A 20416-nucleotide genomic window follows, 5' to 3' on the forward strand; every position below is an offset into this window, starting at 1 on the left:
GATTGAAAAATGGATTCGATGGCCGCTCACCTGGCCTTCGCCGCCGCGGGCTTGCGGCGCGCCGCGGCGGGGCGATGCAGCACGCCATTCAACAGCAGATCGATGCCCTGGTCGGCAATCTGGTCGGGCGTGAGCTCGCCATCGGGGCGGTACCAGCGGCCGATCCAGCTCAGCGCGCCGGCCAGCATGAAGGCGGCCATCTTGGGATCGCAGGGCGCGATCGAGCCTTCGGCGACGCCGTTTTCGATGAGCCGGCGAAACTGCCCGTCAATGCCGGCCTTGAGGCGACGCAGTTCCTTCTTGAGCGGAGCGGGCAGCGGGTCTTCGCCAATGCGGATCACGCACATGCCGAAGTCCTGCGTGACCACGCCCGAATAGATGCGCATGCAGGCCTTGAGCTGGTCGATGGCGCTGCCACCCGCGGCACGCACCTCGCCGATGCCGGCCTGCATCAGGTCGAGAGCGGTCTTCACGCACTCCAGCAGGATCTGGTCCTTGCTCTCGACGTAGTAGTAGAGCGTGGGCTTGCTGACGTTGAGCCGCTCGGCGATGTCGTCGAGCGACGTGGCATGGAAGCCGCGCTCGTTGAAAAGCTGGGCCGCCGTCTGCAGCACGGCGTTGCGCTTGACCTCGCGCTGCTGCGCGCGCTTGCCGGCGGGCGCCCAGGGAGAAAGCGCTGCGGGGGACGCGGAGGGAGAGGATGCGACGAGGGCAGGACGGGCCATGGGGTTTGTGCGGGCGGGGAAAGTCCTGATGCCGCGGCCTGCGGCGAACCGTGACATTACCCACCAGTAGTAATTTTACGGGCCAGTAGCTTTTTTGGTCCTGGACACAAACCCTGACGCTAGCGCCTCCTCCTTAGCCATGCCTGACGAGCCCCACCGGGACGACTTCTGCGCCCCTGCCGCATCCGTGCTCCAGGTCGACGCGCTGACGCTCGCGTTCGGTGGCGTCAAGGCGCTGACGAACGTGGGTTTCGGCGTGGCGCCCGGCTCGATCACCGCGGTGATCGGCCCCAATGGTGCGGGCAAGACATCACTGTTCAACACGATCTCGGGCTTCTACAAGCCCGCGCAGGGCCGCGTGCTGTTCGAGGGCGAGGACATCACGCGCCTGCCCGCGCCGAAGCGCGCCGCGCTGGGCCTGGCGCGCAGCTTCCAGAACATCGCGCTGTTCCGCGGCATGACGGTGCTCGACAACATCAAGCTCGGCCGCCACACGCATCTGAAGACCAATGTGTTCGACGCGCTGTTCTACCTGGGCCGTGCGCGCCGCGAAGAAGCCGAGCTGCGGCGCGACGTGGAAGAACGCATCATCGATTTCCTCGAGATCGACCACATCCGCCACGCCTCGGTGGCCGCCCTGCCCTACGGCCTGCAGAAGCGCGTGGAAATGGCGCGCGCGCTGGCCATGCAGCCCAAGGTGCTGATGCTCGACGAACCCGTGGCCGGCATGAACCGCGAGGAGACCGAGGACATGGCGCGTTTCATTCTCGATGTGCGGCGCGAATGGGGCATCACGGTGCTGATGGTGGAGCACGACATGGGCATGGTGATGGAGCTGTCGGACCACGTCGTGGTGCTCAACTTCGGCCAGGTGATCGCGCAGGGCACGCCGGCGCAGGTGCAGGCCGACCCCGAGGTGGTCCGCGCCTACCTCGGCGCGGGCGACGTCGGCGAGCTGCGGCGGCGGCTGCGCGGCGAACCCTTGGCAGGAGCAGCCTGATGGATTGGGCCTACCTGTTCGAGATTGCGCTCACCGGCATTGCCGGCGGCGGGATCTATGCATTGGCCGCGCTGGCCTTCGTGCTGGTCTACAAGGCCACGCGCGTGGTCAACATCGCCATCGGCGAGATGCTGATGGCCGGCGCCTACCTGTTCTTCACCTTTGCTGCGAGCTTTTCGCTGCCGATCTGGCTTGCGGCGCTGGGCTCGGTGATCGGCACCGGCCTGCTGGGCGCGGTGATCGAGCGCACGATGATCCGGCCATTGCTGGGCGAGCCGCCGATCTCGGTGTTCATGGTGACGGTCGGCCTTGCATCGATCCTCGTCGGGCTGGTCGAGATCATCTGGACCGCAGACCAGCGCCGGCTGCCCGAATTCCTGCCGAACGCGCCGGTGATGATCGGCGACGCATTCCTCGCGCCGAAGATCGCCTACGGCGCGTCGATTGCGGTCGTGCTGATCGGCATGGTGCTGCTGCTGTTCCGATTCTGGCGTGGCGGCGTGGCGCTGCGGGCCACCGCCTCCGACCAGGCGGCGGCCTATTCGATGGGCATCAACGTGCCGCGCGTGTTCTCGCTCGCGTGGGTGGCCTCGGCCATGATCGCGGCGGTGGCCGGCGTCATCGTCGGCGCCATCGGCGGCATCTCGTCGTCGATGGGGGTATTCGGGCTGTCGGTGCTGGTGGTGGTGATCGTCGGCGGGCTCGACAGCGTTCTGGGTGCGCTGGTCGGCGGCCTCTTCATCGGGCTGGTCGAGGCCCTCGCGGGGGCCTATCTCGGCGGCGAGTACAAGCTGCTTGCGACCTTCATCGTGCTGGTGCTCGTGCTGATGGTGCGGCCATACGGCCTCTTCGGCACACACGAAATCGAGAGGCTCTAGCCATGCGCATCGGCACCCTCAAGCAAAGCTACACAGCCGACGCAGCGCTGTTCGACTCGCGCACCCAGAAGGTGTGGCTTGTGGTCGGCGCCGCGCTGCTCGTGCTGTTCCCATTCATCGCCAGCGACTACTGGCTCTACCTGGCGTGCCTGGTCGCCATCAACGTGGCGAGCGCGACGGGCCTCAACATCCTTACCGGCTACACGGGTCTGGTGAGCCTGGGGCAGGCAGCGTTCATGGGACTGGGCGCATACACCGTCGCGATCATGCAGACGCGGCTCGGCACGCCCTTCCTGCTCAACATCGCCGCGGGCGGCATCGTCGCCATGCTCGGCGGACTGGTCGTCGGCATCCCCTCGCTGCGCGTGAAGGGCCTGTACCTCGCCATCGCCACCATCGCCGCGTCGTTCATCGCGCACTTCCTGTTCGCCAACCTCAAGCTCACGGGCGGCACTTCGGGCCTCTCGCTGCCGCCGGCGCAGTTCTTCGGACTGCCGCTGGATACCTCGTTCCGGCTCTACTGGGTGATCGTGCCCGTGATGCTGCTGATGGTGCTCGGCGCGGCCAACCTGTTCCGAACGCGTGTGGGCCGGGCCTTCATCGCGATCCGCGACCGCGACATCTCGGCCGAGGTACTGGGCATTCCGCTGCTGCGCTACAAGCTGCTGTCGTTCGGGCTCTCGTCGTTCTATGCGGGCGTGGCGGGTGGCCTCTGGGCCTACTTCTTCCGCGTGGTCACGCCGGAGAGCTTTCCGCTCCTGATGTCGATCTTCTTCCTGGCCGCGATCATCGTCGGCGGCATGGGCACGATCCTCGGCGGCATATTCGGCGCGGTGTTCATGACCATGGTGCCCGAGCTGCTCAAGCTGGTGGTCGACCTGCTGCCAGGCGGCGTCGAGATGACCGTATTCCTGTCGCCCGTGCGCACCGTCGTGTTCGGGCTGCTGATCGTCGGATTTCTGGTGTTCGAGCCGCACGGGCTCGCAGAAGTGTGGCGGCGCATCCGCCGCTTCTTCCATCTATGGCCGTTTCGCAACTAGAACCAGGAGACAAGCATGCCCAAGACACCGAAGCTTTCCCACCGTCGCCGCGCTTTGCTGATCGCGGCCGGCCTTGCAGTCACTGCCGTGCCGCTCGCGAACGCACAGGGCAACGAGGACATCGTCATCGGCGGCTCGATCCCGATGACCGGCGTGTTCGCCTTCGCAGGCGTCGGCATCAACGCCGGCATCGCCGACTACGTGAAGATCGTCAACGACGCGGGCGGCATCAAGGGGCGCAAGCTGCGCTATGTGCCGGAAGACACGGGCTACAAGGTCGATGTGTCGGTGGCTGCCTTCAAGAAGATCACGAGCCAGAACAAGGTCAACCTCTACTACGGCGACTCGACCGGCTTCTCCAAAACCATCAACCCCGAGCTCGAACGCAACGGCCAGATCCTCATGGCCGGCGCTTCGTTTGCCACCGAACTCAACGACTCGGCCAAGTACCCGAACCAGTTCCTGGTCGGTCCCGACTACACCGAGCAGATCGGCATCCTGCTGCGCCACATCGCCAAGGAAAAGCCGGGTGCAAAGGTGGCCTTCGTGTATTCCGATTCCGAATTCGGCCGCGATCCGATCGAAGCCAGCGAAGCCGCCGCCAAGAAGCTGGGCCTCACCGTGCCGGTCAAGCTCATGACGCCGCCGGGCAGCGTGGACGTGTCGACCGAAGTCATCAAGCTGCGCCGCGCTGCGCCCGACTACACCATCTTCCACGGCTACATCCTCGCGCCCATTCCGGAGTTCGTGCAGCAGGGCAAGCAGATGGGCATGACCAGCAAGTGGATGGGCACCTTCTGGACCATGGACAGCTCCACCGTCATGAAGATGGGCGAAGGCGCCGACGGCTTCATGGGCGTGATGCCCTACCGCTACTACTACGACACCTCGGCCAAGGCGCCGATGCTCGACAAGATCCGTGCGCTGCGTCCCGAGTACCAGAGCACGGCCTACACGCAGGGCTTTCTCACCGCGATGCTGTTCACCGAAGCGGTCAGGCGCACGCTGGATGCGGGCAAGCCGCTGGACGGCAAGAACCTGAAGGCCTCGCTCAACACCATCAAGGATTTCGACACGGGCGGGCTCATTGGCATGCCGATCACGGTCAAGGGCAACTCGATTCCGGTGGGCCGCGTCTACAAGGCCGACATGAAGGCGCAGAAGATGGTGCCGGCATCGGACTGGATCTCGCTGAACTGATGGACGCGCGCGCGGCACCCGACCTCGTGCTCGAGGTCAACAACCTCGAGGTGGTCTACAACAAGGTCGTGCAGGTGCTGCGCGGCCTGTCGCTGGCCGTGCCGCGCGGGCAGATCGTGGCGCTGCTCGGCAGCAACGGGGCGGGCAAGTCGACCACGCTGAAGGCAGTGTCGGGCCTGCTCGCGCTGGAAGACGGCGAGGTGGAGGCGGGCCGCATCGTGTTCGACGGCGCGCCGACCGCTCAGCTGGCGCCGCAGCAACTCGTGCGGCGCGGCCTGAGCCATGTGATGGAAGGCCGGCGCGTGTTCGAGGACCTGACGGTCGAGGAGAATCTGATCGCCGCGACCTACGCGCTCACTGGGCGCGACGGCCCCGCGCCGCCGCGCAACTTCGACGACGTCTACGCGTACTTCCCGCGCCTGCACGAACGCCGCAAGGGCCTCGCGGGCTATCTCTCGGGCGGCGAGCAGCAGATGCTGGCCATCGGCCGCGCGCTGGTCGCGCAGCCCAAGCTCATCCTGCTCGACGAACCCTCCCTGGGCCTCTCGCCCAGGCTGGTGGAAGACATCTTCACGATCATCGCGCGCATCAACGCCGAGCGCGGGACCTCGATGCTGCTGGTGGAGCAGAACGCGAGCGTGGCACTGGCCATTGCCCATACCGGCTACATCATGGAAAGCGGCAAGGTCGTGATCGACGGCAGCGCCGAACGGCTCGCGGCCGACCCCGACGTGCGCGAGTTCTACCTGGGCGTGGGCGGCAGCGGCGAGTCGCGCAGCTTTCGCGCGCTCAAGCACTACAAGCGCCGCAAGCGCTGGCTCTCATGACCGATGCTGCGCTTCCCTCGCTGACATTGCCGCAGATGCTGCGCGAGCAGGCGCGCTTGCGGCCCCAACGCATCGCGATCCGCCAGAAGGACTTCGGCATCTGGCATCCGCTGGACTGGGCCGGCTACCTGCGCCGCGCTTCCCGCTTCGGCCTCGGCCTGCATGCGATGGGCCTGGCGCCCGACGGGCACCTCGGCGTGATCTCGGAGAATCGTGTCGAGTGGCTGCTCGCGCAGATGGGCGCCGGCCTGATCGGCGCCGTGACCGTCGGCGTCTACCCGACCAGCCCGAGCAACGAAGTGGCCTACGTGCTCGGCCATGCAGACATCGAGGTGATCGTCTGCGAAGACCAGGAGCAGACCGACAAGGTGCTCGAGGCCATCGGCCAGCTGCCGCGCCTGCGCAAGATCGTCGTGATCGAGACCAAGGGCCTGGCGAGCTATCCGCCCGAAGTGCGCGGACTCATCGCGACCTTTGCCGAAGTGGAACAGGCCGGCGCCGAGGTGCACGCACGCGAGGGCGACGCGCTGATCGAAGCCGCCCTGCAACGCCAGACGCTCGCCGACATCGGCCTGATGATCTACACCTCGGGTTCCACCGGCAAGCCCAAGGGCGCGATGATCTCGTACCGCAACATCCGCGGCGTGGTGCCCGGCATCGTCGAGCGGCTGGCGCTCGACGGCGACACCACGCATCTTTCGTACCTGCCGCTGTGCCACGTGGCCGAGCAGATGCTCACGGCCTTCGTGCCGGTCTACCTGGGCTCGCAGGTGAGCTTCGGCGAATCGATCCGCACCGTGCAGGAAGACCTGCGCGAAGTGGCGCCCACCATGTTCCTTGGCGTGCCGCGCATCTGGGAGAAGCTGCACGCGGGCATCAGCATCAAGATGCAGGAGGCGGGCCGGCTGCAGCGCGCGCTGTTCCGCCGCGCGCTCGCGGCCTGCGCGCCGCTGGCCGAGAAGCCGCGCAGCGCCTGGACACTGGCCGAGCGCGGCCGTTTCTCCCTGTACTACTGGACGGTGCTGCGCGCGCTGCAGAACTTCATCGGCCTGCGGCGCGCGCGCGTCGCGCTCACCGGCGCGGCGCCGATTCCGGCCGACGTGGTGCGCTTCTTCCGCACGCTGGGCGTGCCGCTGGTGGAGGTGTACGGCCTCACCGAATCGACCGGCATGATCGCCGGCCACCGCAGCGATGCCGTGAGGATCGGCACGGTCGGCCCGCCGACGCTGGGCACCGAGTACCGCATCGGCGAAGCGGGCGAACTGCTGGTGCGCGGCGAGATGGTGTTCGAGGGGTACTACAAGAACCCCGAGGCCACGGCCGCGTCGATCCGCGAAGGCTGGCTCTACACCGGCGACGTGGTGCGCGAAGAGGATGGCCAGCTGCGCATCATCGACCGCCTGAAGGACATCATGATCACGGCCGGCGGCAAGAACCTCACGCCCTCGGAGATCGAGAACACCATGAAGGGCAGTCCCTTCATCAAGGAATGCATCGTGGTGGCGGACGGACGCAAGTTCGTCGGCGCGCTGCTGCAGATCGACTACGAAACGGTGGGCAAGTGGGCTGAGGCCGAGCGCATTCCGTTCACGCACTTCCGCTCTCTGGTGGAAGAGCCGCGGGTGCGCGCGCTGATCGAATCGGAAATTTCACGCGGCAACGACAGGCTCGCGCAGGTGTCGCAGATCCGGCGTTTTCACCTGCTCACAAAAGAGTTGGACCACGACGACGGCGAAGTCACCGCAACCATGAAGGTGCGGCGCTCCAGCATCTACAAGGCTTACGCCGAAGAGATCGAGGCGCTGTACCGCGCCTGACCCGCAGCGCGTTTTACTCGCCGCGCGCAGGCCGGGCCCGCACGTCGGTCACGTCGCCTGCGGGGCGCAGCGACAGCGGGCTGCGCACCGACTCGCCGCGCGCACGCGCATTGGCCACATCGGCGGCGCTAGGCCCGGCCGGCTGTGCCGCATTGCGAAAACGCTCGAAGCCCGAACGCGGGTTGAAGCGCCCGCCCATCGAGGCCATCCAGGGCGTCACGGGCTTGCCCGTGATCCGCCCCCAGGCGTAGCGAACGCCCCACACGGCCGCCAGCAACATGACCGCCACCGCCAGGCTGGCCGCGAAGACCAGCCCCAGGAGCAGAAGAATGACGCGAAAAATGAAGTTCATCATCCGGCTTTAGGCCGCAACGGCCTCCGATGGTTCCCCGGCCCTGGTGAACGAGAACTGGCCGGGGGTCCGGATCGGGTCGGTATTCACCTCGATGGTGTCCTTCGGCCCGAAGCTGCCGTCGAGCAGCAGCTTCGAGAGCGGATTCTCGATGCGCTGCTGGATCGCGCGCTTGAGCGGCCGCGCGCCGAACACCGGGTCGAAGCCGACCTTGGCAATCTCGGCCAGCGCCGCGGGCGACACTTCCAGGCCCAGGTCCATCTTCGCAAGGCGCGCCTGCAGCACCTTGAGCTGGATCGCGGCAATCGATTCGATGTTCTTCGCATCGAGCGCATGGAACACCACGGTCTCGTCGATGCGGTTCAGGAACTCGGGGCGGAAGTAGTTCTTGAGCTCGTCCCACACCGCTTCCTTGATCTCCTCGGCGGGCCGGCCCACCATCGACTGGATGATCGGCGAGCCGATGTTGCTGGTCATCACGATCACAGTGTTCTTGAAGTCCACGGTGCGGCCCTGGCCATCCGTGAGGCGGCCATCGTCGAGCACCTGCAGCAGTACGTTGAACACGTCGTGGTGGGCCTTCTCGACCTCGTCGAGCAGCACCACGCTGTAGGGCTTGCGGCGCACGGCTTCGGTCAGGTAGCCGCCCTCCTCGTAGCCCACGTAGCCCGGCGGCGCGCCGATCAGGCGGGCCACCGAATGCTTCTCCATGAACTCGCTCATGTCGATGCGGATCAGGTGGTCTTCGCTGTCGAACAGGAAGCCCGCGAGCGCCTTGCACAGCTCGGTCTTGCCCACGCCCGTGGGGCCGAGGAACAGGAACGAGCCGGTCGGGCGGTTCGGATCGCTCAGGCCCGAGCGCGAGCGGCGGATCGCATTGGCGACCGCGCCGATGGCCTCGTCCTGGCCCACGACGCGCTCGTGCAGCTTGTCTTCCATCACGAGCAGCTTGTCGCGCTCGCCCTGCATCAGCTTGGCGACCGGGATGCCGGTGGCGCGCGCCACGACCTCGGCAATTTCTTCGGAGCCCACCTGCGTACGCAGCAGCGTGGGCGCGCTGGACTTGCCCTTGCTCGCCTCGCTTTCCTCGGCCTCGCGCAGGCGCTTCTCCAGCGCCGGCAGCTGGCCGTACTGCAGCTCGGCGAGCTTGTTGAAGTCGCCCTTGCGCTTCCACTCCTCGATCTCGAACTTGATCTTGTCGATGTCCTCGCGGATCTTCGCGCTGCCCTGCGCCTGCGCCTTCTCGGCCTGCCAGATCTCGTCGTAGTCGGCGATCTCCTTCTGCAGGCGCCCGATCTCGTCCTCGATCAGGCCGAATCGCTTCTGCGAGGCTTCGTCCTTTTCGCGGCGCACGGCTTCGCGCTCGATCTGCAGCTGGATCAGGCGGCGGTCGAGCCGGTCCATGACCTCGGGCTTGGAGTCCATCTCGATCTTGATCTTGGCCGCGGCCTCGTCGATCAGGTCGATGGCCTTGTCGGGCAGGAAGCGGTCGGTGATGTAGCGGTCGCTCAGTTCGGCCGCGGCCACGATGGCCGGGTCGGTGATCTGCACGCCATGGTGCACTTCGTACTTTTCCTGCAGGCCGCGCAGGATGGCAATGGTGGCCTCCACGCTGGGCTCGCCCACGAGGATCTTCTGGAAGCGGCGCTCCAGCGCGGCGTCCTTCTCGATGTACTTGCGGTATTCGTCGAGCGTGGTGGCGCCCACGCAATGCAGCTCGCCGCGCGCGAGCGCGGGCTTGAGCATGTTGCCCGCGTCCATCGCGCCCTCGGCCTTGCCAGCGCCTACCATGGTGTGCAGCTCGTCGATGAAGACGATGGTCTGGCCTTCGTCCTTGGCGAGCTCATTCAGCACGGTCTTCAGGCGCTCTTCGAACTCGCCGCGGTACTTGGCGCCCGCCAGCAGCGCGGCCATGTCGAGCGACAGCACGCGCTTGCCCTTGAGCGACTCGGGCACTTCGCCCGCGACGATGCGCTGCGCCAGGCCTTCGACGATGGCGGTCTTGCCCACGCCGGGTTCGCCGATGAGCACCGGGTTGTTCTTGGTGCGGCGCTGCAGAACCTGGATGGCACGGCGGATTTCCTCGTCGCGGCCGATCACCGGGTCGAGCTTGCCCAGGCGGGCACGCTCGGTGAGGTCGAGGCAGTATTTCTTGAGGGCTTCGCGCTGGCCTTCGGCGTCGGCGCTGTTCACGCCCTGGCCGCCGCGCACGGCGTCGATGGCAGCTTCGAGCGACTTGCGGCCGAGGCCGTTTTCCTTGGCGATCCTGCCGATGTCCGACTTGCTGTCGGCCACGGCCAGCAGGAAGAGTTCGCCCGCAATGAACTGGTCGTTGCGCTTGATGGCTTCTTTTTCCGTGGCCTGCAGCAGCTTGCCGAGTTCAGGGCCGACCTGGACGATGTCATGGCCCTGCACCTGCGGCAGCTTCTTGATGGCCGCCTCGGCCGCCTTCGCAAGGCCCTGCACGTTGACGCCGGCGCGCTCCAGCAGGGCGCGCGGGCCGTCCTCCTGGCGCAGCATCGCGACCAGCAGGTGGGCCGGTTCGATGTAGGCGTTGTCGTTGCCGAGCGCCAGCGTCTGGGCGTCGCTCAGTGCTTCCTGGAATTTGGTGGTGAGTTTGTCTTGTCGCATGGTGGTATTCCTGCACTCAAAATAGGACTGTTCGGGCGCGATTCAAGGTGTCCGGCGCTTCGGGCACGGCTATTGCACTGTGCCTGCTCATTTTTCGAATGGAGTCGATCATGGTTTTTTCAATGCAGCGCGCCCATCCGGTTCGCCGGGCGCTCGGCGTCGGTCTCTTTTTAGCGGCCATGGGCCTGACGGGCCTTGCGCAGGCGCAAGGCACGCCCATCCGCCTGCTGGTCGGTTTTCCGGCCGGTGCCGGCACAGACGCCATTGCACGCACACTCGGCGAAAAACTCAAGGACGTGCTGGGCGTGCCGGTGGTGGTGGAAAACCGCGCCGGCGCCGGCGGACAGATCGCGGCGCAGGCGCTCAAGGCGGCCCCGGCCGACGGCCATACGCTGTTCATCTCCCATGACCATTCGATCTCCATCCTGCCGCAGGTGGTGAAGAACCCGGGCTTCAACCCCGCGACCGACTTCGTGCCCGTGGCCGGATTCGCCACCTTTGCCAACGTGCTGGCGGTCTCGGGCGGCACGCCGGCCAAGAGCATCGACGAATACGTGAAGTGGATTCGCACCCAGCGCGGCGGCAAGGAAACCATCGGCATTCCGGCGCCGGCCTCGATTCCCGAGTTCCTGGTGAAGATGATCTCGGAAAAATACAAGATCGACGTGCAGCCCGCGCCCTACCGCGGCAGCGCGCCGATGACGGCGGACATGCTGGGCAACCAGATCACGGCCGGCATCGCCTCGGTGCCCGACTTCATCGAGAACCACAAGGCCGGCAAGGTGCGCATCGTCGCCTCCATCGGCGCCAAGCGCCAGGCCGTGCTGCCGAACGTACCCACCTTCACCGAGCTGGGCTTCTCGAACCTGGAAGACCTGCCCTACTACGGTATCTTCGCGCCCGTGGGCACGCCGCAGCCGATCATCGACAAGTACGGCGAGGCGCTGCAAAAGGTGCTGGCCATGCCCGATGTGAAGCAGAAGCTCACGACCATGGGGCTGACGGTCGGCTACGAGCCGCAGGGCCAGTTCGCGGGCCGCGTGCGCAGCTATACGCAGACCTGGGAACGCATCATCCAGTCGAGCGGCTTCAAGCCCCTCTGATCAGGCGTTGGGGGCGGTGATGCCCCAGCGCGCCAGTGCGGCGTCGTCGCTGACGCGCGCATCCACCCAGCGGGCGCCTTCGGGCGTCTGTTCCTTTTTCCAGAATGGCGCCTGGGTCTTCAGGTAATCCATCAGGAACTCGCAGGCCTCGAAGCTCTGGCCGCGGTGGGCCGAGACCACCGCCACCATCATGATCTGGTCGAGCGGCTGCAGCAGGCCCACGCGATGGATCACGCGCGCACCCAGGATGTCGAAGCGCTTGTGCGCCTCGTCGATCATGGCCTCGATGGCCTTTTCGGTCATGCCGGGGTAGTGCTCGAGCTCCATCGAGGCGATAGTGCTGCCGTCGTTGCGATCCCTCACGGTGCCGACGAAGCTGCAGACTGCGCCCACGCGCTTGTCGCCGGCACGCAACGCGGCGACCTCCTGTCCCAGGTCGAAATCGGCTGTCTGGATCGAAACGCGTGAACCACTCATGCCGGGATTGTGGCATCGCGCTAGACTTCGGCAATGCCCCGCCCCGCCATGCTCTTCACAGTGCCCTCGCACACCGAAGGCACCCGTGCGCGCCAGGGCAGCAAAGCCAAAAAACCAAAGCTCGTCTGACCGGAGCTGCGGTTCCGTCGTCGGATGAGCGACGGAACCTGCCAAGGCCTTGGCCCCGATCGGGTTGCGCGCGCATCGAACGACGGTTCCTTCCATCGGTCGATTCCCTTGAGGAAACCCGCGTGCCGCCATCGTCCATTCCCTCGTCTTCCAGCCCTGACTTCTCGGGCCTCTGGATTCCCCTTGTCACGCCGTTCCAGCACGGTACCCTCGACCATGCCGCGCTCTCGGCGCTGACCCGCCGCCTCGCCGGCGACGGCGTGGCCGGCTTCGTGGTCTGCGGCTCGACCGGCGAGGCCGCCGCGCTCGATGAAACCGAACAGCTCGCCGCGCTCGACACGGTGCAGGCCGCCGCGGCCGGACTGCCGATCGTCATGGGCCTGTCGGGCTACCACCTGGGCAAGACAACGGCCTGGGTGCGCCGGCTCGCCGAATGGCCGCTGGCGGGGCTGCTGGTGCCCGCGCCGCACTACATCCGGCCCTCGCAGGCCGGCCTGCTCGAATGGTTCCGCGCCATTGCCGACGCCAGCGCCGCACCGGTGCTGGTCTACGACATTCCCTACCGCACCGGTGCGACCCTCACGCGCGAAACGCTGCTGGCGCTGGCCGAACACCCGCGCATCCGCGGCATCAAGGACTGCGGCGGCGACATGGCCAAGACGCGCGCCCTGATCGCCGACGGCCGGCTCCAGGTGCTCTCGGGCGAAGACCACCAGATCTTCGGCACGGTGGCCGAGGGCGGCGTGGGCGCCATCGCGGCGAGCGGGCATGTGCAGACGCGGCGCTTCGTGCAGGTGCTGCGCCTCCTGGCCGAGAACCGGCTGGCACAGGCGCGCGCCGAATGGCAACCGCTGCAGCCGTTGATCGAAATGCTGTTTGCCGAACCGAACCCCGGGCCGCTCAAGGCGCTGCTGGCGCACGATGGATCGATGCGCGACGAGCTGCGCTTGCCGATGACCCGCGCGTCGGATGCCTTGCGCGAGCGCCTGGTGGCGCTGGACGCGCGGCTCAGCCGCCCGTAACGGGGGGGAAGAAGGCGACCTCGCAGCCTTCGCGCAGCGCGGCCGCCTCGTCGCTCATGGCCTGGTCGAGCGCCATGCGCACGGCCTTGCCGCGCGCCAGCGCCGTGGCGTATGCACCGCCGCGTGCGATGAGTTCGTCGCGCAGCGCGGCCAGCGTGGCGGCACTGGTGTCGACGGTTTCGCCGCCGGTGTCGAGTGCCTCGCGCACGGAGGCGAAGTAACGGATCTGGACCTTCATGGGCAGCTTCGGTCAGGCCAGCAGCGAGGCCAAGGGGATGAAATTCACCATATCGCCGGCCTGGATGGTCTGGCCCGGGGGGTTGTCGATGACGCCGTCGCCCCAGACCATCGAGGTCAGCACACCCGAGCTCTGGTTGGCGAACAGGTCGAGCCCGCCGGCGGCGTTGCGGCGCGCGCGCAGGAATTCGCGCCGGCGGTCGGCGCGCGGCCAGTCGAAGTCGGCGCGCATCTGCACGGGCTCCGGTGCCACGCGCGTGGCGCCCTGCAGCGTCAGCAGGAACGGGCGCACGAGCAGCAAAAAGGTCAGGAAGCTGGACACGGGGTTGCCGGGCAAGCCCGTGACGTGGCAGCGCCCTTGCGCCTCGCCTCCGGCCCTGGCGATCGACCCGTAGGCGAAGGGCTTGCCCGGCTTCATCGAGAGCGACCACAGCTGCAGCTCGCCGAGCGCCTGCACCGCGGCCTTGATGTGGTCTTCCTCGCCCACCGACACGCCGCCCGTGGTGATGATCAGGTCGCTGGCCTCGGCCGCACCGCGCAGCGCCTCGATGGTGGCCTCGCGCCTGTCGGGCACGATGCCCAGGTCGGTCACCTCGCACCCGAGCCGGTGCAGCAAGGCGCGCATGAAGAAGCGGTTGGAGTTGTAGATCGCGCCCGGCTTCATGGCCTCGGGCGCAACCTCGCCGGGCATCACCAGTTCGTCGCCGGTGGACAGCAGTGCGACGCGCGGCCGCCGGGCCACCTGGAGCCGGTCGAAACCCACGCTGGCGGCGAGCCCGAGCGCGGCGGGCGTCAGGCGCTCGCCCTGGCGCAGCACCACGTCGCCGGCGGCCACGTCTTCTCCGGCCCGGCGAATCCATTGGCCGGCCGCGGGAACGATGCCGATGCGCACCGCGCCGAACGTGCCCTCCTGCGGCACGGGCTGGGTGTCTTCCTGCATCACGATGGCGTCGGCGCCCTCGGGAATCTGGGCGCCGGTGAAGATGCGGGCCGCAGTGCCGGCCGCCAGCGGCGTGCCCACGGTGCCCGCGGGAATGCGCTGCGCGACCTGCAGCACGGCGCCCGGCGCGGCGCAGTCGGCCACGCGCACCGCATAGCCATCCATCGAACTGTTGTCGCGCGGCGGCACGGTGAGCGCGGAGACGATGTCCTGCGCGAGCACCCGGCCGTCCGCATCGAAGGTGGCAATGCTTTCGGCGGGCAGCTTCGGCAGTGCCTTGGCGAGCAGGCTCGCAAGAGCTTCGTCGAGCGCCATCAGCGGCGGGCGCGAGGGAGTCACGGAATCAGCCATGGTGTTCGGGGTTGTATTCGAAGCGGCTTGCGCCGTCGATCAACCACTGCGCGATGCCCTCGATGTCATCGAGGTCGAACAGCGGCAGGCTGGTGGGCACCGGCAGGCTCGCGGGCGCGTCGGTGGCAATGGCGGTCACGAAGGCGTCCTCGATGTACTGCGAGGGCCGGGGCGGCTTGCCATCCTCGGGGGCGCGCCAGACCTCGATCTTGAGCAGGTCGCTGTGCTTGAAGCCCTCGACCAGCACCCAGTCGACGCCGTCATGTAGCTCGGCGATGAGGTCGTGCACCGACAGCTGTGCGGGCTGCTCGAATTCGCGGATCAGTGCGAGCCGCTTGTCCGACGCCACCACCACCTCGAAGGCCCCCGCCTCGCGATGGCGGTAGGTGTCCTTGCCCGGATGGTCGATGTCGAACTTGTGGTGCGCGTGCTTGACCACCGACACGCGCTGGCCATGGAGCTTGAGCACGGGAATCAGGCGCTCGACCAGCGTGGTCTTGCCCGAACCCGAATACCCGGAAAAGCCGATCACCTTCATGTCGAGTTCCTGTGGCGCCCGTCTATGCGGCCGCCGAATGCATGTGCGGGGCAGCCGCTGCAGGGCGCGGCATGCGGCAAGGGTCGTCAGTCACAGTTCTGCGCGATGTAGGCCTTCACGGCCTCGGCATCGGCCGGCAGCTTGACGACCCGCTTGGGCAGCGCCTCGATGCCTTCGAACCTGGCCGGGCGCGCGGGCTCGTGGCCCAGCGCTTCCACCAGCGTGGCGGCAAACTTGATCGGCAGCGCGGTCTCGAGCACCACCATCGGCACGCCGGGCGCGAGGTGTTCGCGCGCGGCCTTGAGGCCGTCGGCCGTGTGCGGATCGACCAGCGTGGCAAAGCGCTTGTCGGTGTCGCGGATGGTGGCCAGGCGGTCGGCGTGCGTGCTGCGGCTGCTCTTGAAGCCGAAGCGCTCCGCGGCCTGCCGGAACGCGGGATCGGCGCTCAGGTCGAAACGGCCGTGGCGCCCCAGTTCGTCCACGAACAGCGAGCGCAGCTTGCCGGCATCGCGACCCACCAGGTCGAACACGAAGCGCTCGAAGTTGCTGGCCTTGCTGATGTCCATCGAGGGGCTCGAGGTCTCGTGCGTATCGGCCGCCGCGCGCACGCGGTAGATGCCGGTGCGAAAGAACTCGTCGAGCACGTCGTTCTCGTTGGTGGCGACCACCAGCGTCTGGATCGGCAGGCCCATCATGCGCGCCACATGGCCCGCGCAGACGTTGCCGAAGTTGCCCGACGGGACGGTGAAGCTCACGGGCTTGTCGTTGCTGGCCGTGGCCTGGAAGTAGCCGGCGAAGTAGTAGACGACCTGCGCGAGCAGCCGCGCCCAGTTGATCGAGTTGACCGTGCCGATGCGGTACTTGCGCTTGAAGCCCAGGTCGTTCGACACCGCCTTGACGATGTCCTGGCAGTCGTCGAACACGCCGCTGATGGCGATGTTGTGGATGTTCTGGTCCTGCAGGCTGAACATCTGCGCCTGCTGGAAAGGGCTCATGCGGCCATCGGGCGAGGTCATGAAGACGCGCACGCCCTTCTTGCCGCGCATGGCGTACTCGGCCGCGCTGCCGGTGTCGCCGCTGGTGGCGCCCAGGATGTTGAGCTCGGCGCCGCGGCGGGCCAGTTCGTACTCGAACAGGTTGCCCAGCAGCTGCATCGCCATGTCCTTGAAGGCCAGCGTGGGCCCGTTGGACAGGGCCTCGAGGTACACGCCGTCTTCCAGCTCGCGCAGCGGCACGATCTCGTCGCTGCCGAACACTTCGGCCGTGTAGGTCTTGGCGCAGATCGCCTTCAGGTCGGCCGGCGGAATGTCGTCGATGTAGAGCGAGAGGATCTCGAACGCCAGTTCCGCATACGGCAGCTCGCGCCATCTGGCGAGCGTGGCGGTGTCGATCTGCGGATAGTGCTCGGGCAGGTACAGGCCACCATCGGGCGCGAGGCCTTCAAGCAGGATTTCGCAGAAACGCTTGCGGTCGGGGTGGCCGCGGGTGCTCAGGTAGTTCACGTTGTGTCTCTTGCGCCGTCTCAGGACAGCTCTTCCTTGCGGATGCGCACGATCGGCTGCAGCACCGTGGGCAGTGCCTGCAGTTCGGCGAGCACGTCATTCACCGTGCCCTCGCGAGCATCGTGCGTGAGGATGATCAGGTCGGTCTGGGTCGAGCCTTCCCCGCCCACTTCGTCGGCTTCGCGCTGCAGCACGGCGTCGATGCTGATGCCCGCGGTGGCCAGCAGGCCTGTGACCTTGGCGAGCACGCCGGCCTGGTCGGCCACGCGCAGGCGCAGGTAGTAGCTGGTGACCACCTCGGCCATCGGCAGCACCTTCAGGTCGCTCATGGCATCAGGGTGGAAGGCCAGGTGCGGCACGCGGTGCGCAGCGTCGGCCGTGTGCAGGCGCGTGATGTCGACGAGGTCGGCAATCACCGCGCTGGCGGTCGGCTCGCTGCCCGCGCCCTTGCCGTAGTACAGCGTGGTGCCCACGGCATCGCCATGCACCACGACGGCGTTCATGGCGCCTTCGACGTTCGCAAGCAGCCGCTTCGACGGCACGAGCGAGGGGTGCACGCGCAGCTCGATGCCCTGCGCAGTGCGCTTGGTGATGCCGAGCAGCTTGATGCGGTAGCCGAGCTGTTCGGCGTACTTGATGTCCTGCGCCGCCAACTTGGTGATGCCCTCGATGTGCGCCTTGTCGAACTGCACCGGAATGCCGAAGGCAATGGCGCTCATTAGCGTGACCTTGTGACCGGCATCGACGCCCTCGATGTCGAAGGTGGGGTCGGCCTCCGCATAGCCCAGGCGCTGGGCCTCCTTGAGCACGGTGGCGAAGTCGAGCCCCTTGTCGCGCATCTCGGACAGGATGAAATTGGTGGTGCCGTTGATGATGCCGGCCAGCCACTGGATGCTGTTGGCCGTGAGGCCCTCGCGCAGCGCCTTGATGATCGGGATGCCGCCGGCCACCGCGGCCTCGAAAGCCACCATCACGCCCTTGGCATGTGCGGCCGCGAAGATCTCGGTGCCATGCACCGCAAGCAGCGCCTTGTTGGCCGTGACCACGTGCTTGCCGGCCGCAATGGCCTCGAGCACCAGCTGCCTCGCAACGCCGTAGCCGCCGATGAGCTCGATGACGATGTCGATGTCCGGGTTGGCGATGACTTCGCGTGCGTCGGCAACCACCTTCACGCCTTCTCCGGCCACTTCGCGCGCACGCGCCGCGTCCAGGTCGGCCACCATCGTGATCTCGATGCCCCGGCCTGCGCGGCGCTTGATTTCTTCCTGATTGCGCAGCAGCACCTTGAAGGTGCCGCTGCCGACCGTGCCTGCGCCGAGCAGGCCTACTTGGATGGGTTTCATTGGGAGAGTCGCGTTCATGGTTTGGATGGGGTGGCGGACGGCTCGGAAAGCTCCACGCGGGTGACATAGCGCGGCAGGCTCCAGGCACCGCCTGCGAAGCCGCGGCACATGCCGTCGCCCGCGGCGGCGGTGCGCACGAAGTCCCTGCCGTCGAAGCGCCAAGTCTCGCTCGACCAGCAGTCGCCGATGCCCCTGCCTTTCATGGAGGAAGTGACGCTGCCGTCCTTCTCGTCGAAGTCGCCGTTGGCCCCGATGGCAACGGGCGCATAGGGCGGCTTGTCGTTCGCGATCCAGAGCAGGCTGGAGTAGTTGTAGGCGCCCATTCCGCAACCGAAGGACAGCAGCACCTTGCGGTCGGTCAGGCGCGAGACGGCCAGCGACTTGGCGTTGAAGTCGTCGTGGTTGTTGCAAGCGTCCTTGGCGCCGTCCTGCTTCAGCGACGGGAAGATGCGCGCGGCCAGAGCGTCGTCGCCGGGGCGGGCCTTCGGCGGCACGACCACTTTCACGACGGGAGCCGGCGCAGGCGGCAGCACCGAGGATTCAGGCTTGCCGCCGCGGCGCACCAGTGCGCCCGGGGTGCCGACACGCCCCTGCACCTCGTCCATCTTCAGCAGCACAGCATTGAGGCCGGCGAGCGAGAGGACCCACTTCTGTCCGCTGCGGTCCGTGAGCGTGGCATCGTCGTTCTTGAGCAGTTCGGGAAGCACGGTGCGGACCTGGCCCTGGTCGAGGCTAACGGAGCCGTCCTTGAGTCCGGACAAGGTGGCCTTGCCGACCTTGAACCGCACCGGCCCCTTGGCGGCCGTCTCGCCGCCGGTCTGCAGGTCGATTTCGATCGGGGTGCCCGGACCCGCTTTGCGGGTGATGAGCATCGACACCGGGTCCGAGCCCTCGCCGCCTTCCACCTGGTAGCCGGCGGCGCGACAGGTGCGGGTGTTGTCGCAGGCCAGTTCCCAGTCGTTGTGCGAGAACGAGGCGCCCTCCTGGCCGGCAGCACCGGCCGCACCTGCGGAAAACGCGGCGAACAACAGCGCCGCGGCGGCAGCGATGCGGGCAGGGTTCATGAGTGCGACTTGCTGCGCAGGCGGTACAGCTCCAGGAACCTGGCGATGCGGTTGATCGCTTCGCGCAGGTCGTCCTCGTGGGGCAGGAACACGATGCGAAAGTGATCCGGCGTGGCCCAGTTGAAGCCCGTGCCCTGCACCAGCATCACCTTGGTTTCCCTCAGAAGCTCGAGGAAGAACTGGCGGTCGTCCTCGATGGGATAGACCTTGGGATCGAGCTTGGGGAACATGTAGAGCGCGGCGCTCGGCTTGACGCAGCTCACGCCCGGAATGGCCGTGATGAGCTCGTAGGCCAGGTCGCGCTGGCGCCGCAGGCGGCCGCCGTCGCCGACCAGGTCGTTGATGCTCTGGTAGCCGCCGAGCGCGGTCTGGATGGCCCACTGTCCGGGCACGTTGGCGCACAGGCGCATGTTCGAGAGCATGTTCAGGCCCTCGATGTAGTCCTGCGCCCGCGCCTTGTCGCCCGAAACCACCAGCCAGCCCGCGCGGTAGCCGCACGAGCGGTAGCTCTTGGACAGCGAGTTGAAGGTCAGCGTGAGCACGTCGGTCGACAGGCTCGCGATCGCGGTGTGCCTGACGCCGTCGTACAGCACCTTGTCGTAGACCTCGTCGGCGAAGATCACCAGGTGGTGCTCGCGCGCAATGGCAACGATGCTCTTGAGCAGTTCGTCGGAATAGAGCGCACCGGTCGGGTTGTTGGGGTTGATGACCACGATGCCCTTGGTGCGGGGCGTGATCTTGGCGCGGATGTCGTCCAGGTCGGGCATCCAGCCGTTGGCTTCGTCGCAGAGGTAGTGCACCGGCTTGCCGCCCGAGAGGCTCGAGGCGGCCGTCCACAGCGGATAGTCGGGGGCCGGCAGCAGCATTTCGTCGCCGTCGTTCAGCAGCGCGTTGGTGGCCATGGCGATCAGTTCGCTCGCGCCGTTGCCCAGGTAGATGTCCTCGAGCGTGACCCCTGCAACACCCTGCTTCTGGGTCTCGTGCATCACCGCCTTGCGGGCCGCGAAGATGCCCTTGCTGTCCGAATAACCCGCCGACCCCGGCAGGTTGCGGATCATGTCCTGCTGGACTTCTTCCGGCGCGTCGAAGCCGAACACGGCCAGGTTGCCGATGTTGAGCCTGATGATCTTCTGGCCCTCTTCCTCCATCTGCTTCGCGGCGTCCATGATCGGGCCGCGGATGTCGTAGAGCACGTTGGCCAGCTTGGCCGATTTCTTGAACTGCTTCAAAGGGCCCTCCC

The 20416-nt window shown here is 67.1% G+C and carries 19 protein-coding genes; 8 read left to right on the forward strand and 11 right to left on the reverse strand.

Annotated elements, in window-relative coordinates; all coding sequences use genetic code 11:
* Positions 1 to 26 precede the first annotated feature (26 nt).
* On the reverse strand, positions 27 to 725 hold the full coding sequence (locus FB547_RS22555; RefSeq protein WP_225612738.1) for a TetR/AcrR family transcriptional regulator: 699 nt from the start codon (positions 723 to 725) through the stop codon (positions 27 to 29).
* 139 nt (positions 726 to 864) lie between these two features.
* Here FB547_RS22555 and FB547_RS22560 point away from each other — a divergent pair, with 139 nt between their 5' ends.
* Genes FB547_RS22560 through FB547_RS22585 form a run of 6 tightly spaced genes read left to right on the forward strand, consistent with a single transcriptional unit; the run spans position 865 to position 7487 of the window.
* The gene (locus tag FB547_RS22560; protein ID WP_145745892.1) at positions 865 to 1725 is read left to right on the forward strand and encodes an ABC transporter ATP-binding protein; all 861 of its coding nucleotides are present in this window, start codon (positions 865 to 867) and stop codon (positions 1723 to 1725) included.
* Positions 1725 to 2603, forward strand: coding sequence for a branched-chain amino acid ABC transporter permease (locus FB547_RS22565; RefSeq protein ID WP_145745893.1), 879 nt, complete (start codon positions 1725 to 1727; stop codon positions 2601 to 2603). Before FB547_RS22560 ends, FB547_RS22565 begins: the two co-directional genes overlap by 1 nt.
* 2 nt (positions 2604 to 2605) lie before the next feature.
* The gene (locus FB547_RS22570; protein ID WP_145745894.1) at positions 2606 to 3643 is read left to right on the forward strand and encodes a branched-chain amino acid ABC transporter permease; all 1038 of its coding nucleotides are present in this window, start codon (positions 2606 to 2608) and stop codon (positions 3641 to 3643) included.
* A gap of 15 nt (positions 3644 to 3658) precedes the next feature.
* Positions 3659 to 4843, forward strand: coding sequence for an ABC transporter substrate-binding protein (locus FB547_RS22575; RefSeq protein ID WP_145745895.1), 1185 nt, complete (start codon positions 3659 to 3661; stop codon positions 4841 to 4843).
* Positions 4843 to 5670 (forward strand): ABC transporter ATP-binding protein, encoded by an 828-nt coding sequence (locus FB547_RS22580; protein WP_145745896.1) that lies wholly within the window; start codon positions 4843 to 4845, stop codon positions 5668 to 5670. Before FB547_RS22575 ends, FB547_RS22580 begins: the two co-directional genes overlap by 1 nt.
* Entirely contained in the window at positions 5667 to 7487 is a 1821-nt protein-coding gene (locus FB547_RS22585; RefSeq protein WP_145745897.1) for an AMP-dependent synthetase/ligase, read from the forward strand. The genes FB547_RS22580 and FB547_RS22585 overlap by 4 nt, the downstream gene beginning before the upstream one ends.
* A gap of 13 nt (positions 7488 to 7500) precedes the next feature.
* Here the strand turns inward: FB547_RS22585 and FB547_RS22590 are convergent, their stop codons facing one another.
* A complete protein-coding gene (locus FB547_RS22590; RefSeq protein WP_261380364.1) occupies positions 7501 to 7839 on the reverse strand; it encodes a hypothetical protein in 339 nt (112 codons plus the stop codon).
* A 9-nt stretch (positions 7840 to 7848) separates the two neighbouring features.
* Complete coding sequence (gene clpB, locus FB547_RS22595; RefSeq protein WP_145745899.1) at positions 7849 to 10470, reverse strand: ATP-dependent chaperone ClpB; 2622 nt, start codon at positions 10468 to 10470, stop codon at positions 7849 to 7851.
* A gap of 110 nt (positions 10471 to 10580) precedes the next feature.
* On the opposite strand from clpB, the gene FB547_RS22600 reads away from it, so the two are divergent.
* Positions 10581 to 11573: a Bug family tripartite tricarboxylate transporter substrate binding protein gene (locus FB547_RS22600; RefSeq protein WP_145745900.1), complete on the forward strand. Its 993-nt coding sequence runs from the start codon at positions 10581 to 10583 to the stop codon at positions 11571 to 11573.
* On the opposite strand, the gene FB547_RS22605 is transcribed toward FB547_RS22600, so the two are convergent.
* Complete coding sequence (locus tag FB547_RS22605; protein WP_145745901.1) at positions 11574 to 12050, reverse strand: molybdenum cofactor biosynthesis protein MoaE; 477 nt, start codon at positions 12048 to 12050, stop codon at positions 11574 to 11576. It lies immediately after the preceding gene.
* A 251-nt stretch (positions 12051 to 12301) separates the two neighbouring features.
* Here FB547_RS22605 and dapA point away from each other — a divergent pair, with 251 nt between their 5' ends.
* Positions 12302 to 13201: a 4-hydroxy-tetrahydrodipicolinate synthase gene (gene dapA, locus FB547_RS22610; RefSeq protein WP_261380365.1), complete on the forward strand. Its 900-nt coding sequence runs from the start codon at positions 12302 to 12304 to the stop codon at positions 13199 to 13201.
* Here dapA and moaD read toward each other — a convergent pair.
* The 7 genes from moaD to FB547_RS22645 all read right to left on the reverse strand — a co-directional run bounded on the left by moaD (position 13188) and on the right by FB547_RS22645 (position 20405).
* Positions 13188 to 13439 carry a molybdopterin converting factor subunit 1 gene (moaD, locus tag FB547_RS22615; RefSeq protein ID WP_145745902.1) on the reverse strand — a complete coding sequence of 84 codons (252 nt, stop codon included), beginning with the start codon at positions 13437 to 13439 and terminating at the stop codon, positions 13188 to 13190. The two genes, dapA and moaD, sit on opposite strands and share 14 nt — an antisense overlap.
* 12 nt (positions 13440 to 13451) lie before the next feature.
* Positions 13452 to 14729: a gephyrin-like molybdotransferase Glp gene (glp, locus tag FB547_RS22620; RefSeq protein WP_145745903.1), complete on the reverse strand. Its 1278-nt coding sequence runs from the start codon at positions 14727 to 14729 to the stop codon at positions 13452 to 13454.
* Positions 14722 to 15267: a molybdopterin-guanine dinucleotide biosynthesis protein B gene (mobB, locus tag FB547_RS22625; protein ID WP_145745904.1), complete on the reverse strand. Its 546-nt coding sequence runs from the start codon at positions 15265 to 15267 to the stop codon at positions 14722 to 14724. The genes glp and mobB overlap by 8 nt, the downstream gene beginning before the upstream one ends.
* A gap of 86 nt (positions 15268 to 15353) precedes the next feature.
* Positions 15354 to 16769, reverse strand: a complete 1416-nt coding sequence (thrC, locus tag FB547_RS22630) for a threonine synthase (protein ID WP_145745905.1) — start codon at positions 16767 to 16769, stop codon at positions 15354 to 15356.
* 20 nt (positions 16770 to 16789) lie between these two features.
* A complete protein-coding gene (locus tag FB547_RS22635) occupies positions 16790 to 18112 on the reverse strand; it encodes a homoserine dehydrogenase (protein ID WP_145745906.1) in 1323 nt (440 codons plus the stop codon).
* 14 nt (positions 18113 to 18126) lie between these two features.
* On the reverse strand, positions 18127 to 19176 hold the full coding sequence (locus tag FB547_RS22640) for a DUF1176 domain-containing protein (RefSeq protein WP_145745907.1): 1050 nt from the start codon (positions 19174 to 19176) through the stop codon (positions 18127 to 18129).
* Positions 19173 to 20405 carry a pyridoxal phosphate-dependent aminotransferase gene (locus FB547_RS22645; RefSeq protein WP_145745908.1) on the reverse strand — a complete coding sequence of 411 codons (1233 nt, stop codon included), beginning with the start codon at positions 20403 to 20405 and terminating at the stop codon, positions 19173 to 19175. Before FB547_RS22645 ends, FB547_RS22640 begins: the two co-directional genes overlap by 4 nt.
* Positions 20406 to 20416 lie beyond the last annotated feature (11 nt).

Source organism: Variovorax beijingensis (assembly GCF_007828835.1).
GTDB lineage: Bacteria > Pseudomonadota > Gammaproteobacteria > Burkholderiales > Burkholderiaceae_C > Variovorax > Variovorax beijingensis_A.

Coding starts and splice junctions, on each gene's coding strand:
- FB547_RS22600 (WP_145745900.1), top strand. CDS start 10,581: ATGGTTTTTTCAATGCAGCGCGCCCATCCGGTTCGCCGGGCGCTCGGC.
- FB547_RS22640 (WP_145745907.1), bottom strand. CDS start 19,176: ATGAACCCTGCCCGCATCGCTGCCGCCGCGGCGCTGTTGTTCGCCGCG.
- glp (WP_145745903.1), bottom strand. CDS start 14,729: ATGGCTGATTCCGTGACTCCCTCGCGCCCGCCGCTGATGGCGCTCGAC.
- FB547_RS22555 (WP_225612738.1), bottom strand. CDS start 725: ATGGCCCGTCCTGCCCTCGTCGCATCCTCTCCCTCCGCGTCCCCCGCA.
- FB547_RS22570 (WP_145745894.1), top strand. CDS start 2,606: ATGCGCATCGGCACCCTCAAGCAAAGCTACACAGCCGACGCAGCGCTG.
- FB547_RS22585 (WP_145745897.1), top strand. CDS start 5,667: ATGACCGATGCTGCGCTTCCCTCGCTGACATTGCCGCAGATGCTGCGC.
- clpB (WP_145745899.1), bottom strand. CDS start 10,470: ATGCGACAAGACAAACTCACCACCAAATTCCAGGAAGCACTGAGCGAC.
- mobB (WP_145745904.1), bottom strand. CDS start 15,267: ATGAAGGTGATCGGCTTTTCCGGGTATTCGGGTTCGGGCAAGACCACG.
- moaD (WP_145745902.1), bottom strand. CDS start 13,439: ATGAAGGTCCAGATCCGTTACTTCGCCTCCGTGCGCGAGGCACTCGAC.
- FB547_RS22565 (WP_145745893.1), top strand. CDS start 1,725: ATGGATTGGGCCTACCTGTTCGAGATTGCGCTCACCGGCATTGCCGGC.
- FB547_RS22590 (WP_261380364.1), bottom strand. CDS start 7,839: ATGAACTTCATTTTTCGCGTCATTCTTCTGCTCCTGGGGCTGGTCTTC.
- FB547_RS22560 (WP_145745892.1), top strand. CDS start 865: ATGCCTGACGAGCCCCACCGGGACGACTTCTGCGCCCCTGCCGCATCC.
- FB547_RS22605 (WP_145745901.1), bottom strand. CDS start 12,050: ATGAGTGGTTCACGCGTTTCGATCCAGACAGCCGATTTCGACCTGGGA.
- FB547_RS22580 (WP_145745896.1), top strand. CDS start 4,843: ATGGACGCGCGCGCGGCACCCGACCTCGTGCTCGAGGTCAACAACCTC.
- FB547_RS22635 (WP_145745906.1), bottom strand. CDS start 18,112: ATGAAACCCATCCAAGTAGGCCTGCTCGGCGCAGGCACGGTCGGCAGC.
- FB547_RS22575 (WP_145745895.1), top strand. CDS start 3,659: ATGCCCAAGACACCGAAGCTTTCCCACCGTCGCCGCGCTTTGCTGATC.